The 15733-nt window shown below is 43.3% G+C and carries 14 protein-coding genes and 1 CRISPR repeat array; of the genes, 13 read left to right on the forward strand and 1 reads right to left on the reverse strand.

What is annotated here, in order from left to right; all coding sequences use genetic code 11:
• The first annotated feature begins 328 nt into the window (after nt 1-328).
• A CRISPR array of direct repeats spans nt 329-878; the repeat unit is 30 nt; unit sequence GATAAACAGTAACAAGAGTTGTATTGAAAT.
• 465 nt (nt 879-1343) lie between these two features.
• The 6 genes from ANCC_RS05300 (at nt 1344) to ANCC_RS05325 (ending at nt 7561) form a co-directional block, all read left to right on the forward strand.
• A complete protein-coding gene (locus ANCC_RS05300) occupies nt 1344-2129 on the forward strand; it encodes an FAD binding domain-containing protein (protein WP_006566030.1) in 786 nt (261 codons plus the stop codon).
• A gap of 2 nt (nt 2130-2131) precedes the next feature.
• Nucleotides 2132-2590 carry a (2Fe-2S)-binding protein gene (locus ANCC_RS05305; RefSeq protein WP_006566029.1) on the forward strand — a complete coding sequence of 153 codons (459 nt, stop codon included), beginning with the start codon at nt 2132-2134 and terminating at the stop codon, nt 2588-2590.
• Nucleotide 2591: 1 nt separating this feature from the next.
• Nucleotides 2592-4868 carry a xanthine dehydrogenase family protein molybdopterin-binding subunit gene (locus tag ANCC_RS05310; RefSeq protein WP_039946264.1) on the forward strand — a complete coding sequence of 759 codons (2277 nt, stop codon included), beginning with the start codon at nt 2592-2594 and terminating at the stop codon, nt 4866-4868.
• Between the two features lie 195 nt (nt 4869-5063).
• A complete protein-coding gene (deoC, locus tag ANCC_RS05315; RefSeq protein WP_006566026.1) occupies nt 5064-5750 on the forward strand; it encodes a deoxyribose-phosphate aldolase in 687 nt (228 codons plus the stop codon).
• Nucleotides 5751-5765: 15 nt separating this feature from the next.
• On the forward strand, nt 5766-6779 hold the full coding sequence (locus tag ANCC_RS05320; protein WP_006566025.1) for a Gfo/Idh/MocA family oxidoreductase: 1014 nt from the start codon (nt 5766-5768) through the stop codon (nt 6777-6779).
• Nucleotides 6780-6802: 23 nt separating this feature from the next.
• Nucleotides 6803-7561, forward strand: a complete 759-nt coding sequence (locus tag ANCC_RS05325; RefSeq protein WP_006566024.1) for a DeoR/GlpR family DNA-binding transcription regulator — start codon at nt 6803-6805, stop codon at nt 7559-7561.
• On the opposite strand, the gene ANCC_RS05330 is transcribed toward ANCC_RS05325, so the two are convergent.
• Nucleotides 7551-8459 carry a PfkB family carbohydrate kinase gene (locus tag ANCC_RS05330; RefSeq protein WP_006566023.1) on the reverse strand — a complete coding sequence of 303 codons (909 nt, stop codon included), beginning with the start codon at nt 8457-8459 and terminating at the stop codon, nt 7551-7553. The two genes, ANCC_RS05325 and ANCC_RS05330, sit on opposite strands and share 11 nt — an antisense overlap.
• Nucleotides 8460-8525: 66 nt before the next feature.
• Here ANCC_RS05330 and ANCC_RS05335 point away from each other — a divergent pair, with 66 nt between their 5' ends.
• The 7 genes from ANCC_RS05335 to ANCC_RS05360 all read left to right on the forward strand — a co-directional run bounded on the left by ANCC_RS05335 (nt 8526) and on the right by ANCC_RS05360 (nt 15629).
• Nucleotides 8526-9488, forward strand: a complete 963-nt coding sequence (locus tag ANCC_RS05335; RefSeq protein ID WP_039946262.1) for a D-2-hydroxyacid dehydrogenase — start codon at nt 8526-8528, stop codon at nt 9486-9488.
• A gap of 78 nt (nt 9489-9566) precedes the next feature.
• Nucleotides 9567-11519, forward strand: a complete 1953-nt coding sequence (locus ANCC_RS05340; protein WP_006566021.1) for a [FeFe] hydrogenase, group A — start codon at nt 9567-9569, stop codon at nt 11517-11519.
• A gap of 15 nt (nt 11520-11534) precedes the next feature.
• Nucleotides 11535-12272, forward strand: coding sequence for a class I SAM-dependent methyltransferase (locus ANCC_RS05345; protein ID WP_006566020.1), 738 nt, complete (start codon nt 11535-11537; stop codon nt 12270-12272).
• Between the two features lie 164 nt (nt 12273-12436).
• The gene (locus tag ANCC_RS17795) at nt 12437-12568 is read left to right on the forward strand and encodes a hypothetical protein (protein ID WP_006566019.1); all 132 of its coding nucleotides are present in this window, start codon (nt 12437-12439) and stop codon (nt 12566-12568) included.
• Nucleotides 12569-12637: 69 nt separating this feature from the next.
• Nucleotides 12638-13336 (forward strand): phage baseplate protein, encoded by a 699-nt coding sequence (locus ANCC_RS05350; protein WP_182483056.1) that lies wholly within the window; start codon nt 12638-12640, stop codon nt 13334-13336.
• A 98-nt stretch (nt 13337-13434) separates the two neighbouring features.
• Nucleotides 13435-14436, forward strand: coding sequence for an SGNH/GDSL hydrolase family protein (locus ANCC_RS05355; RefSeq protein ID WP_156340678.1), 1002 nt, complete (start codon nt 13435-13437; stop codon nt 14434-14436).
• Between the two features lie 206 nt (nt 14437-14642).
• The gene (locus ANCC_RS05360; protein WP_006566015.1) at nt 14643-15629 is read left to right on the forward strand and encodes a bile acid:sodium symporter family protein; all 987 of its coding nucleotides are present in this window, start codon (nt 14643-14645) and stop codon (nt 15627-15629) included.
• Nucleotides 15630-15733: the final 104 nt, after the last annotated feature.

Raw genomic sequence — 15733 nt, forward strand, 5'->3', positions numbered from 1 at the left:
ACGAAAAAAAGAGAAAATAACTGTGAGTATTGACAGTAGCATTTTCTGCATGATTTCCGTTCGGCTCTTAGAATGCCTCACTCCAATCATGCAGAAAAACTACACCGTATTTCATACCCTTCGGGTGGCGCGCTCTGCGCGATAAGGTATACTGATTTTCCAACCGATAAAATTGATAATTACATACAAACCGCAGAGGATAGCCATTTGAAGGGGTATTGGAGAAAAATGTGAAAAAATTGATGACGGTTGGGAAATATTTAGAGAAACGTTGATTTTATCAGGAAAACTGGATATAATGAAATGGAAGAATGGCTTAAAAGCGTTGGATAAACAGTAACAAGAGTTGTATTGAAATTCTGAATTAACGGTGGCCACGTTGGTAACATCCTGATAAACAGTAACAAGAGTTGTATTGAAATTCCAAACCGCCGTCGTCCATCCGTGACGCACCATGATAAACAGTAACAAGAGTTGTATTGAAATTTCGAGGAGTCACTTTTTTCCCCGTAAGAGTAGAAAGATAAACAGTAACAAGAGTTGTATTGAAATTTTTTGGAGTAATTGAAATCTTGGCCAGCCACAGCGATAAACAGTAACAAGAGTTGTATTGAAATTCTGAACCCGGAATCTTTATTTCCCCTGTGAGAGTAGATAAACAGTAACAAGAGTTGTATTGAAATTCACTTTAGAGATTTAGTTAAAAAAGGAGTATAAGATAAACAGTAACAAGAGTTGTATTGAAATATTAAGCCATCAATCCAATACTGCGGCTGAACGCCGGATAAACAGTAACAAGAGTTGTATTGAAATAATTGGATTTGTTTTGCCCAAGATATTTGTTTTTCGATAAACAGTAACAAGAGTTGTATTGAAATTTGATTGCAAGATCAAACCGTTTCATTACAGCCAGATAAACAGTAACAGAAATAAGATATACCCTGATAGTTAGGCAAAGAAAAGGAGTCAATGTCTAACTGCCAGGGTATTTTTCTGTATGTCATGACATTTTGACCAGTTTTACGACTTGCTGCCTCAGAGATGTAAGATTTTCTAACATTCAGCAAAGTCTCTGCGGCGGCCCATTTGGAACTATCTAACGATAGTTTTTTAGCACTATTGGAGGAACGCATTTCAAAGCGTGACGGAAATAGTGCTAAAAAACCCATACCTTATCGCACATAGCGCTCCTACCCGGAGGGTATAAATTTATCTAGTTTTTGTATACATCTGGTTTTTCTCAAAAAACTCTTTCGCTCTTTCTTATTTCTATGTTACAGTATAAATTAGTGTTTTCTGTCCGGAAACGAAAAATTGTGTCGGGCAGGGAGTGATTTTAACGAATGACGATGGAGGAGATTGAATTGGTAACGATAGCAAATTATTTAAGGCCGGAAAGTCTTTCAGAGGCATATGAGCTGAACCAAAAGAAGGCTAACCGGGTCCTTGGGGGGATGATGTGGCTGAGACTTTGTTCCCCGCGCATACAAAATGCCATTGATTTGTCCGGACTTGATTTAGACTACATTAAGGAAACAGAAGAAGCATTTGAAATCGGGGCTATGTGTTCCCTGAGGAGCCTGGAAACTCATCCGGGGCTGGAGACTTATTTTAGAGGAGCCATAAAGGAAAGCGTGCGGCATATCGTGGGTGTTCAGTTCAGGAATCAGGCCACAGTAGGCGGAAGTATTTACGGAAGATTTGGGTTTTCTGATGTGCTGACCTGTCTGCTGGCCCTCGACACGGAAGTGGTGCTGGTTCATGCAGGGAAAATGACTTTGGCTGAATTTGCTGACAGGAAACGTGACCGTGATATCTTAGAGAAGATCATCATTAAAAAAGATGGGCGCAGAGTCGTTTATCTGTCCCAGAGGGCGACAAAGACCGATTTCCCTGTGGCTGCATGTGCTGTATCTAAAAAGGAAGATACATGGTATGTCTCCGTTGGAGCAAGGCCGGCGAAGGCTGAGCTTGCTGTGATCCATGGAGAACCGGCAGAGACTTTGGGCGAAAAGGCAGTCGCTGACATGAAATTTGGAAGCAATATGAGAGGCAGCGCTGAATACCGGGAAGCGATCGCAAAAGTTCTCGTAAGGCGTGCCGCAAATGCTGTATTGGAGGAGTCATAGGGATGGAAGTGAAATTTCAGTTAAACGGAAAGCCGGCGGCAGCTGATATAGAGCCGGACTGTATGCTGCTGGATTTATTGAGAGATATGGGATGTTACAGCGTCAAACGGGGTTGCGATACAACCAACTGCGGCCTGTGTACCGTCTTGGTGAATGGAAAGCCGAGCCTTTCCTGCGCCATGCCGGCAGCCAGGGCAGAAGGAAAAGAAATCGTTACGTTAGAAGGACTTCAGGAAGAGGCAGAAGATTTTGGAAGGTTTCTCGCAAAAGAAGGAGCAGAACAGTGCGGGTACTGTTCTCCGGGATTTATTATGAACGTGATTGCGATGATGAGAGAATTAAAAGATCCATCTATTGAGGAAATAAAAGAGTATCTGGCAGGGAACCTCTGCCGGTGTTCCGGATATGAAGGCCAGATGCGAGCCATTCAAAATTACATGAAAGAAAAAGGAGGACAGTAACATGAATTCAGTCAATACTTCTGTCCCAAAAGTAGATTCCATGGCATTGGTGACCGGAAAACCCGTCTATACAGATGATCTGGCGCCGAAAGACTGCCTGATCGTCAAGGTTTTAAGAAGTCCCCATGCCCATGCTAAAATCAAGAAAATAGAAACGGAAAGAGCACTGAAAATTCCGGGAATTGAGTGTGTTTTGACTCATGAAGACTGCCCGGACAAGAGATTTACTATGGCCGGACAGACTTACCCGGAGCCGAGTCCCTATGACCGCAGGATCTTAGATGATAGGGTGCGTTTTGTCGGAGATGCGGTGGCAGTGATTGCCGGTGTCTCTGAAAAAGCAGTGGCAAAGGCTATGAAGCTTGTAAAAGTAGATTATGAAGTGCTGGAGCCGGTCCTTGATTTCAGGAAAGCGAAAGATCATGAGATCCTGGTGCATCCGGAAGAAAACTGGAAAGCTCTCTGTGAAGTTGGGGCGGACAATCAGAGAAATCTCTGTGCCCACAATGAGACACAGGAAGGCGACATAGACCAGGTGCTGAAGGATTGTAAATATTACGTAGAGGAGACTTATCACACAAAAGCAAACCAGCAGGCTATGATGGAAAACTTCTGTACGTTTACACATATGGACGCATACGGAAGGCTCAATGTGGTGTCTTCCACGCAGGTCACTTTCCATGTGAGAAGGATTCTGGCACATGCCTTAGATATTCCAAAATCAAAGATCCGTGTAGTAAAGCCAAGGATCGGAGGAGGCTTTGGGGCGAAGCAGACGATAGTCACGGAAGTATATCCGGCGTTGGTGACCATGAAGACAGGGAAGCCTGCAAAGATCGTCTACACAAGAGAAGAATCTTTCATCGCATCCAGTCCGCGGCATGAGATGGAAGTCACTGTGCGCATTGGTGCAGATGAAAATGGAATTATCAAAGGAATCGATGTATATACTCTGTCAAACACGGGGGCATACGGAGAGCATGGCCCAACGACCGTTGGGCTTTCCGGCCATAAATCCATTCCTCTGTACGGAAAGGCAGAAGCATTCCGCTTTGCCTACGATGTAGTCTATACCAATGTCATGTCTGCGGGGGCTTATCGGGGATACGGAGCTACTCAGGGTATTTTTGCCGTAGAATCCGCAGTAAATGAACTGGCTCACAAGATGGGCATGGACCCGGTGAAGTTAAAAGAACTGAACATGGTGAAGGAAGGCCAGAAGATGCCTGCTTACTATGGTGAGACAGCAACAAGCTGTGCTCTGGACAAGTGTGTGGAGCGGGTGAAAGCGATGATCTCATGGGATGAGAAATATCCAAGAAAAGACATGGGAAACGGAAAAGTCAGGGGTGTCGGTCTGGCATTAGCTATGCAGGGCTCCGGTATTTCCAATGTGGACACAGCTGCGGTTACAATCAAAGTCAACGATGACGGATTTTACAGTTTGGTCATCGGGGCATCTGACATGGGAACCGGATGCGATACGATCCTTGCCCAGATGGCAGCAGACTGTCTGGATTGTGATATGGATCAGATCATTGTCCACGGAGTGGATACGGACGTATCTCCGTATGATACAGGCTCCTACGCATCCAGTACAACCTATGTGACCGGAATGGCTGTGGTCAAGACTTGTGAGGTCTTGAAAGAAAAGATTCTTAAAAAAGGTGCCCAGTACATTTCTTGTCCTAAGGAAGAAGTGGAATTTGACGGAAAGAGAGTGTTCCATCCGGAAAGCGGAAAAGAAATATCATTAAAAGAGATCGGCAATCAGGTGATGTGCGGAAATGAGGAAGCGCTTCAGGCAAGCGAATCCCATTATTCCCCGACTTCTCCGCCTCCTTTTATGGCAGGTTCCGCAGAAGTGGAAGTGGATTTGGAGACTGGAGCAGTGGAGCTGATTGATTTCGCGGCTGTGGTGGACTGTGGAACTGTCATTAATCCGAATCTTGCAAGAGTCCAGACCGAAGGAGGCATTGCTCAGGGAATCGGAATGGCTTTGTATGAAGAAATCCTTTACAATGACAAAGGGAAGACATCGGCCAACTCTTTTATGCAGTACAAGATTCCTACAAGACAGGACATCGGAAATATCCGGGTAGAATTCCAGAGCAGCTACGAGCCGACAGGACCTTTTGGGGCAAAATCCATCGGAGAAATTGTCATTAATACCCCGAATCCGGCAATCGCTGAGGCAGTATACAATGCGTCGGGAGTGCGTGTGAGAGAACTGCCGATTACAGCAGAGAAGATCTACATGGGGATGAAAGAAAAATAAAAAACTGAAAATATTTTATAAAAGAAGAGTCTGTGAGAGAAAATCTTTCCAGATTCTTCTTTGTTTTATTAGAGGATACAGCGCTTACGAAAACTTTTGTTTACTTTTGTTCTGTTATGTATTGCTTTTGTATATTACCTGTGGTAATATAAGGTCATAAACACAAGTAAACGAAGTATAACGCAGGTAAACGAAATGGAGGGTGCAGAGATGAAGATCACGGCAGAACAGTTGGCAGGTATGGTGGATCACACGAATTTAAAGGCATTTGCAGACAGAGCAATGTTTGAAAAGCTTTGCGGCGAGGCGAAAGAGTACCGGTTCAAGATGGTAGCGATCAATCCGGCACAGATCAGTCTGTGCAAAGAACTGTTGGATGGAAGCCCGGTGCATGTGGGTGCAGCCATTGGATTTCCTCTCGGGCAGACCACACTTGAGTGCAAAGTCTTCGAGACCAAAGATGCCATAGAAAAGGGAGCCGATGAGATTGACTATGTGATCAACGTGGCGGAAGTAAAAAACAACAATTATGAGTACATAAAAGAAGAGATGGAGCAGATCGTGGCTGTCTGCAGAAAAGCAGGTGTTATCAGCAAAGTGATCTTTGAAAACTGTTATCTCACCGATGAAGAAAAAAGAAAAGTCGCTGAAATCGCAAAGGAAGTGAAGCCGGACTTCATTAAAACGTCCACGGGCTTTGGAACCGGAGGAGCCACAGTGGAAGACGTGAGGCTGATGAAATCTGTCGTGGGCGATACAGTGAAAGTAAAAGCCGCGGGAGGCATCAGAGATCTGAAAACTGCCCTGGATATGATAGAAGCCGGAGCTGAGAGACTCGGAACGAGTGCAGGTGTTGAGATTGTAAAAGAGATGCAGGAATAAGGGGAGGAAAATAAGATGAGAGAAGTCAAAGTATGTCTGATCGGCTCCGGAAGGGCAGGTATGGTCCACGCACATAATTTCACAGGAAGCGTTCCTAATGCAAGGATTATCGCAGTCTGTGACCCGGTAGAGGAAACGGCAAAAAATGCGGCAGAAGAGCTGGGCATTGAACAGTATTATACAGATTACAGAGATGTCCTGAAAAATGACGAGATCAATGCGGTCTATATTGTGACGCCAACCAAGTACCACAAAGAGATCGCAGTGGCCGCAGCCCAGGCAAAGAAGCACATTTTCTGTGAAAAGCCTATGGCTATGAACGAGGAAGAATGTGACGAGATGATCAGAGCCGCCGATGAAAATAATGTAAAGCTGCAGATTGGATTTATGCGCCGTTTCGACGAGAGCTTCCAGGAAGCAAAACGGATGATCGCAGAAGGGGAGATCGGGGAGATTGTCTTAGTGAAATCTCATTCCAGAGGGCCTAGTAAACCAAAGGAGTGGATGTACGATATTAAAAAGAGCAACGGACCTTTGGCAGAGGTCAGCAGCCATGATATTGACACGGTCCGCTGGTTCGCGGAAAGTGAACTTGAGAGCGTTTACGCCATAGGAGGGAATTTCCGAAACAAAGAGATTGCCGAACAGTACCCGGATTTCTATGACAATGTCATCATGACCGGTGAGTTTGCCAATGGAATTCATGCCTGCGTGGAAGGCGCCCAGTATGTTCAGTATGGATATGACGCCAGGGTAGAAATTCTGGGGACAAAAGGAGTCATCTGTCTCGGAGATATCCATGAAAAGAAGATCCTTACCTGTACTCCGAATCATGAGTTAAAACGTCCGACTACAAGAAGCTGGAAGTTCTTGTTTAAAGACGCCTACTTGGCCGAGGACCGAAGCTTTATCCGCGCTATCTTAAATGATACTCCGGTAGAGTGCAGCGGCCTTGACGGAAAGATGGCAGTAAGGATCGTAAAAGCAGGAAATGAATCCATCGTAAACAAAAAGATCGTGAAATTATAAGAAGAGACTGACAGGAGGACCGTATGTTTGCAGAAGAACGAAAAGAAGAAATCATGAGGCTTTTGAAAGAAAATAAAAGGGTGAGCAGCGCCGAACTTTCTGAGCGGTTTCATGTGAGCGGAACGACGGTCCGCACCTATCTGATGGAACTGGAGAAGGCAGGGAGGCTGATCAGAACTCACGGAGGGGCACTGCTGAACGATGATATTTTAAATGTGGAAGAGTCTATCGCCGCAAGAAAACAGAAATGTCTGAGGGAAAAGCAGAAAGCCGCTGCAAAGGCCAGAAGCATGATAAAGGACGGGGATACGATTCTTCTGGACAGCGGAACGACCATGCTGGAACTTGCAAAACTCTTAAAGGATGCAAAAAACCTCACGGTCGTGACCAATGACCTGCCTGTTGCCATGGAACTGCAGAAGATGGAAGGAGTTTACTTGATCCTGATCGGAGGTCATGTGCGGACGGCATTCGAAAGCACGGTGGGCAGTATGGGCATGAAGTTTTTGGAGAATATCTCGGTTGAAAAGGCATTTATGTCATCGGACGGTGTGTCTCTGACCAAGGGTGCCACCACACCAAACATGGATCAGGCAGAGATCAAAAAGGAAATGATGGCCGCGGCAGACCAGAATTATCTCGTCTGCGATACGTCCAAGATCGGGAAGCGTACCATTTGTTCCTATGCAAAGATCGGAGACTTCGACGGTTTTATCCTGGATGAGCCGCTGTCCGATGAAATGAAAGAAGCCTTTGAGAGCTATGGGACGATTATCTATTAAAGCATTGTAAAAATGAAGAATGATCCAGAGAAGCCCCCTTTTTCTCAACGACTGCGGCAGAGACTAAGTTGGCTTTGCCGACTGCATGAGAAAGGGAAAATCCCAGTTTTCTAAGCGCCATAACAGCTCCTATGTGGGCGTCACCGGCTCCGGTGGCGTCCACTTGTTTTGCTTTTCTGGACGGAAGAAATACCCCTGTTCCGTTTTCCAGACAGTATGCCCCGTCTTTGCCGAGCGTGATGACGACATCCTGTCCGGTCAGCCTGGTGATGGCCCTGGCGGCATATTCCGTATCTGTCTTACCGGTCAGCAAAAAAGATTCGGACTGGTTTAAATGTACCACAGGATGAAGTGCAAATAGGCGGTTCATCAGATCTTTCGGCTGTTTCTCGATCCTTGGACCGGGTGCATAATAGATCTTCATATGCGGCTGCTGTTCTAAAAACGAAACGATGTGTTCTCCGGTACTTTCTTCGATTTCCAGTCCGCAGATATAGGCTGTGTCATATTCGGAAGCATCGATCAGATCAAACCATTCTTTCTGAAACAGATATTCGGCTCCGTGGTAAGAAGCAAAAGTCCGTTCGCCTGTCTGGTCGACAAAACAATAGCAGCAGCCGTTTTCAAGACTAGGCACAGGCAGGACAGAGACAACCCCACGCTTTTGCCATTCTTCTCTGACAAAATCCCCATAGATTCCGGTGCCGGCCGGAGAAAACAGCAGGTGAGGCACCCGGAAATGCCGGATGATATCGGATACATTAAAAGCACATCCGCCGATGCACAGACGCTGATTTAAGATATGAACATCTTCACCGGGGGCAGGGAGTTTTTTGACATTTATGATCACATCGGCTACAGAGGAGCCGATGATCAAAATTTTCTTTTTCGGGTTCATATATTTTCCTCCATGTCTTATGATATAATAAAATCCCTAAAAATAAAACAGGATAGGAGAATCATTATGACAAAGAAAAAGATTTTGACCGTTGTTCCAATGAGCGATACATATAAAGAAAAACTGAAAGAAGTTTCCGAAGGGTGTGAAATCATGTATTCCACATATGAGGATGTCAGCAGAGAAATGGTGCAGGAAGCAAATATTATCATCGGAAATGTTCCCGCATGGATGATCGGTATGTCAAAAAATCTGGAGCTTTTGCAGCTGAATTCTTCCGGTACCGACGCCTATATGGGTGTGAACATTTTAAATGACAGGACGATCATGACCAGTGCGACCGGCGCCTATGGGAAAGCCGTGGGGGAGCACCTGTTTGCCATGCTCATGTCCATACAGAAGAAGCTTCACGTCTACCGGGACAATCAGAACCGATGTGACTGGTCCGACGAGGGGCAGGTGCTTTCTCTGACTGGAAATACGGTGCTGATCGCGGGACTCGGGAATATAGGTCTGTCCTTTGCCAAAATGATGAAAGGGCTGGATTCTTATGTGATCGGAATTAAGAGAAGAAAGTCAGAGTGCCCGGAGGGCGTGGATGAACTGCACACCATGGAGGAACTCGATGAGCTGCTTCCAAAGGCGGATGTGGTCGTTTCCATCCTTCCCAATACACCTGTTACGAGAGGGATATTTGGAGAAGACCAGTTTAAGAAAATGAAAAAAAACGCAGTATTTCTCAATGCAGGCCGTGGAAATGCCGTGGATACGGAGGCACTGTGCAATGCTCTGATCAGGGGAGAGATTTATGCCGCGGGACTGGATGTGACAGATCCGGAGCCTCTGCCTCAGGAACACCGTCTGTGGAATATTAAAAATGCAGTGATCACACCTCATATTTCTGGGGACTTTCATCTTCCGCAGACATTGGATTTTATCGCAGACATTGCAGTGGAAAATGTCAGAAGATATCTGAGCGGAGAAGAATTGCTTCATGTCGTTGATTTTCAGACAGGATACTGCAAATAAACGTTGTGTTCTCCTGGAAAATAATATATAATAATAGTAATTGTTACTATTTGTGATATGCTGTAAGGGGGAAAACCAATGAGTAAACATTTGCCAGTCGATGTAAGAGTACCGATCGATTCCGACAATCCATCAATCATGAGGCACGAGGAAAAGTGCATTAAATGCGGCCAGTGTAAAAATATCTGCAAAGATTATATTTCCGTATTGGGAACTTATTCACTTGCCGAGACGAAAGACAGGGCCGTCTGTATCAACTGTGGCCAATGTGCCAATGTCTGTCCGGTTGAGAGCATCACCGAGACATATGAGTACCAGCAGGTCAGAGAGGCGGTAAAAGATCCGGAAAAGATTGTTATCGTAAGTACATCACCGTCTGTGAGGGCTGCTTTGGGTGAGGAATTCGGAACAGAAGAAGGTATGTTTGTCCAGGGCAAAATGGTGGCACTCCTCCGTGCTCTGGGGGCTGATTATGTGCTGGATACAAATTTCAGTGCAGATCTTACGATCATGGAGGAAGCAAGCGAACTGATCGAAAGGATTACGAAAGGAACAAAACCTTTGCCTCAGTTTACCAGCTGCTGTCCTGCATGGGTGAAGTTTGCAGAGATTTATTATCCGGAGCTGCTGGATCATATTTCTACGGCAAAAAGTCCCATCGGAATGCAGGGACCGACCATCAAAACCTATTTTGCGAAGCTCATGGGCATCGATCCGGAGAAGATCGTAAACGTGGCGCTGACACCGTGTACGGCGAAAAAATTTGAAATCCGCAGGGAAGAGATGAAGGATGCAGGTATTTCCTATGGCAAAGAAGATATGCGGGATATGGACTATGTGATAACTACAAGAGAAGCGGCTCTTTGGGCAAACGAGGAGAAAATAGATTTTATGGGGCTTGAGGACTCTGACTTTGATAAATTTATGGGAGAAGGATCAGGTGCGGGCGTCATCTTCGGCAATTCCGGGGGCGTTATGGAAGCTGCGTTAAGAACTGCATATGAGTTTATCACAAAAGAAAAAGCACCGGATATCCTTTACGACCTGAAACCTGTCCGGGGCATGGAAGGGGTAAAAGAGGCAAGCCTTGATATCGGTGATCTCACAGTCAACGTGGCCGTGGTTTACGGTACGGGAAATGCCAGAAAAATGATCGATAAGGTAAAATCTTCGGATAAGCAGTATCATTTCATCGAAGTCATGACCTGTCCCGGCGGATGTATCGGCGGCGGAGGACAGCCGAAGGATAAAGAATTTAAAGGACAGATCATTCAGGAAAAGAGGATTGAGAGCCTTTACAGGAGAGACAGCGGGATGCAGATCCGGGCAAGCCATGAAAATAAGCAGATCAAGAAGCTTTATGAAGAATTTTATGGGGAGCCGTTAAGCGAACTGGCAGAACAAATGCTGCATACCATGTATCATGACCGGAGTGAAGAGCTTGGACAGAAAACAGAAAAAGAACCTGACATAAAGACGGATTCTGTGAAAAAATATGTGTGCAGTGTCTGCGGATATGTACATGAAGGGGAGCAGGCGCCGGAAGAATGTCCGGTTTGTCATGTGGGGTCAGATAAATTTATTCTTCAGGAAGCCGAAAAGTCCTGGTCTGCGGAGCACACAGTGGGAGCCGCTGAAGGAGTTTCAGAGGACATTCTTTCTGATCTTCATGCCAATTTTGAAGGAGAATGCCGGGAAGTGGGAATGTATTTTGCCATGGCCAGAGCAGCTCACCGGGAAGGATATCCGGAAATCGGACGATACTACGAAAAAGCGGCCAGGGAGGAAGCAGATCACGCTGCTAAATTTGCGGAACTTTTAGGGGAAGCAGTAACGGATTCTACGAAGAAAAACCTGGAACTGCGTGTGGATGCAGAATATGGTGCGGCTGAAGGAAAAACAGATCTTGCGGCACGGGCCAAAGAAAAAGGGCTGGATGCCATTCACGATACGGTCCACGAAATGGCGAGAGATGAAGCAAGACATGGGAAGGCATTTGAAGGGTTCTTAAAGAGATACTTTAATTCATAAAAACGCGGGGTGAATATGTTAAAAGATGTCTATGAAAAGTTTGCGAATGATTATGATGAATTTGGCAGCATTGAGGATTATTTAGGGAGTGAGAAGACATTCTTTAAAGTGTTATTTGCAGAAAACAATGTACAAACTGTTTTAGACTGTGCCTGCGGAACAGGGCAGCATTTACTTATGCTGGATGAATTGGGTCTGTCTGTTTGCGGCTCTGATTACTCTGCTGCTATGCTAAAGGCTGCTGCTGTAAATTTAGAAAAGTATGGAAAGAAAATACCACTTCAACAATGTGACTTCAGACAGCTACAGGAAGCATATACGGAAAAATTTGATGCTGTTGTATGTCTTACAACATCACTGCCTCACATGCATACAGATGAAGACTTGCTGAGAGCTCTTAAATCAATGAGGGACAGGCTGAATACAAAGGGGCTGCTTGTATTAACACAGGGAACAACACACTATACATTATCTTTGCCGCCAATCGAGGTGGTTGTAAACAGAAATGATTTTTCCCGGATATTTGTGAAGGAAAACGACAGCCAATTTCAAACAGTACACGTTCTGGATTTGTTCCATTCACAAGAACGGAACGAGCAGAATCAATACGATATTAAATATAAGATTATTCTTGATGATGATTATAGACGTTTGTTGGAAGAAGCAGGATTTCATAACATACAAATTTACGGGGACTATGATAAAAGTCCCTATGATAAACAGAGCAGACGGCTGATAGTAGTTGCCCAGTGAACAAATAAATAAGAAATTGAGAACCGTGTATTTACAGCGCGTTTTGCAGATACGCGGTTTTTCATTGTTGAATGCCCCGGATACAACTTGCCCACAATGCCCGTGGTCATCATGTTATATTTCTTCTTGTAGTATTCATTATTGATTTATAAAGGAGAATAAGCATGAACATTTCGGAAAGTACAGTGTTAACTGACAAAGGGGCAGATCTTCAGGCTAAACTGGTGGATGGACAGACATTGCAAATTACAAAAGTTATGACTGGGGCTCTAAAGGTGCCTGTGGTAAATCTATGACAGCAGACGAGCGTCACAGAGGGAGGAAAGCGAATCAATTTGCAGGAGGCCAGGACAGAAGGGGATAAGATGATTCTTCCGGTGTTTTTAGAAAACACAAATTTGGAAGAAGGGTATGATCTGTGGCAGGTCGGAATCTATGCACAGGACCCGGAGGAAGGAGAGATTCTTTACTGTATTGCCCACATATCGGCGGCAAAGCACATTCCTTCTGCATCAAAGAGTCCGGGGTTTTCGATTACATGGGATTTCTGCTTTAAATCCTCAAATACATCTCCATTTGAAGTGAATATAGACTCCGTAGGCTTGGTTAACATCGAGCAGTTTCAGATTCATACAGGAGAAATTAGTCATTTGAAAAGTTCAATTGTAAGCCTTGATGAAAGAATTGAAGATTTAAATTCGGCTTTATATCCTGTTGGTATTGTACTTGCCTTTTTAAATGGCTTCGATCCAAATAAATCATTACTGGGAGAATGGGAACCAATTGCAAAAGGTCAAACATTGGTAGGTGTCAATGAATCTGGCCCGGATTTTAATACTGTTGAAAAATCTGGTGGATTAAAGGATGTAACATTGAGTATCAAACAAATTCCTGCTCATAGTCATCCGGAAAGTGATTTATGCTATGTCTATACAGATGAACATCCTGCAAATAATTCTATTGTCACAACAAATCAAAACGGAAGACAGAATATTAACATGAATATAAAAAGCAAAACTTATACAAAAAATGCAGGAGAAGGAGGAGCTCACTCAAATCTATAACCCTATATCACGGTTTTTTATTGGGTTAGAAAAAAGTAGCATAGATAAAATAGAATGAAAATGATATACTTAGAAATAATAGGAGGATATCAATTAATATGAAAAAAAAGGTTAAAATAATAGCGTCTATGTTTTTAAGTCTGGTTCTGATTACATGTTTCATTCCCAAACATAATTTACATGCAAAGAGTAAACCTACAATCTATATTATGGGTGACTCAATTGCTCATTCCTATGAAGGAAATAGGTATCAAAATGGATGGGGACAAATGCTGTACAGATATTTTAAACATCCATCTAAAAAAAGAACGGTTCACGTAAAAGGTGCATCTGATTATGTAGATGTTATTAGGTATAATACACCTGAGTTATCTATTGAAAATTGGGCAAAAAATGGAGCAAGTGTTGCAATTTATGATAAATATGGAATGTTTCAGGCGATTCAGAAAAAGTTAAAAAAGGGAGACTATGTTTTTATTCAGCTTGGCCATAATGAAGTATATACTCAATGGTGGACTGGTTCTACGGTTTCTGAGTATAGGACTTATCTAATTAATTATATAAAAAAAATACGAAGCAAAAAGGCAAAACCAGTATTAATCACGCCACCTCCAGTTAATACATCAGGAAAATACATTCCTTATGTCCCACAATACAGAGCAGCTATGATTTCTATTGGGAAAAAATATAAGGTACCGTTGATAGACTTGGGAAAAAAGTCGGCAGATTACTTTAATTTAATTGGAAAAAAGCAAGCACGGAATATGTATGTAAAAGATAATATGCATTTTACACCTAAAGGGGCTACAACATTAGCAAAAATTTTATCTGTTGAAATAAAGTATAAAAGCCAACTGAAGCCTATTTCTGGAAAGGTTTCTTTAAAAACTAATTCATTATATAAAACTATAAATAAAGCGTCGAAGTTAAAAACAAAGAAATATAGTAAAAAAACATGGAAGTATATGCAAAAAAAGTTAAAAAAATCAAAAAAAATACTATATAGCATCACAGCAAAGCAAAAATCAATCGATAAATCAAATGCGAGTTTGAAAAAAGCCATTAAGAAATTAAAAAAAGTAAAAAAATATAAAAAATAATCCTAAAAGAGCGATTGCAGACCAGAATTATCATCTGATAAGCAATTGCTCATTTGTTTTTAAATCAGAATTTAATTAATTATCTGTATATTTAAATTATAACTAATTCTTTTTAGGATTAAGATATATATTTCCTTTTCTTGACATGGGTTGTCTATTGGAATACAATATCCAATAGACTTATATATGAAAGATGGGAGATACATATGAAAACTTTACAAAAAATCAGCAGTATGCTGTCCAGCAAAACGTCTGTTTTTGTCATCTTAGTGGCGATTGCAGCCTTCTTTGTCCCGGATATTTTCTCCTGGGTACAGGGAAATAATCAGAGCCTTGTACTTGGAGTCATCATGTTTACGATGGGACTGACATTGACGACAGAAGACTTCAAAGTGTTGGCAAAACGTCCGCTGGATATCTTTATCGGAGCAGCGGCTCAGTACCTGATCATGCCGTTTCTGGCTTATGGGATTTCGACTATTTTAAGACTGCCCAATGAGATTGCCATCGGATTGATTCTCGTCGGGTGCTGCCCAGGAGGGGTATCATCGAATATCATGTCATACCTATGCCATGGAGATGTACCGTTTTCCGTTGGAATGACTACGGCATCCACGCTTTTGTCACCACTCATGACACCGATGATGGTACTGTTTTTGGCAGGAGCAAGGATCGAAGTCAACGCCGCTTCCATGTTCATCTCGATCGTGAAATCTGTACTGCTTCCGGTCTTGCTCGGATTTATACTAAATACATTGTTTGGCAAAAAGGAAGCCTTCAAAGAAGCACAGAAGGTCATGCCGGGGATCTCAGTGATCGGGCTGGCATTGATCGTCGGAGGCGTTATTGCACTTCAGGGAGCGAATTTCTTTAAATCTGGTGCTGTGATCTTTATTGCAGTTTTGCTGCATAACAGTCTTGGATATGCCCTTGGCTATGGAGTCGGTAAACTGACAGGAATGAACACAGCAAAGAAACGCACAATTTCGATTGAAGTTGGAATGCAGAATGCGGGACTTGCTACAAATCTGGCAACGGCCCATTTTGCCGCAGCACCTCAGGCGGCTATGGCCAGTGCGGTATCCTGTGTATGGCACTCAATCTCAGGAACTATTTTGGCAGGATTCTATTTACAAAAAGATAATATGCAGGAAGAACAGGCCAAAAACAGGCTGGCAGCAGAAACAGAATAGTTTTTTAGGGATACACTTGTATTGTATAGGTGTATCCTTATTTTTTGGCTTAATTTCAGACTTTTTGACAAAAATTATGAAGTAATTGGTTAATATTCGCAGTT

It is taken from the genome of Anaerostipes caccae L1-92 (assembly GCF_014467075.1).
In the GTDB taxonomy this organism is placed as follows: Bacteria; Bacillota; Clostridia; order Lachnospirales; family Lachnospiraceae; genus Anaerostipes; species Anaerostipes caccae.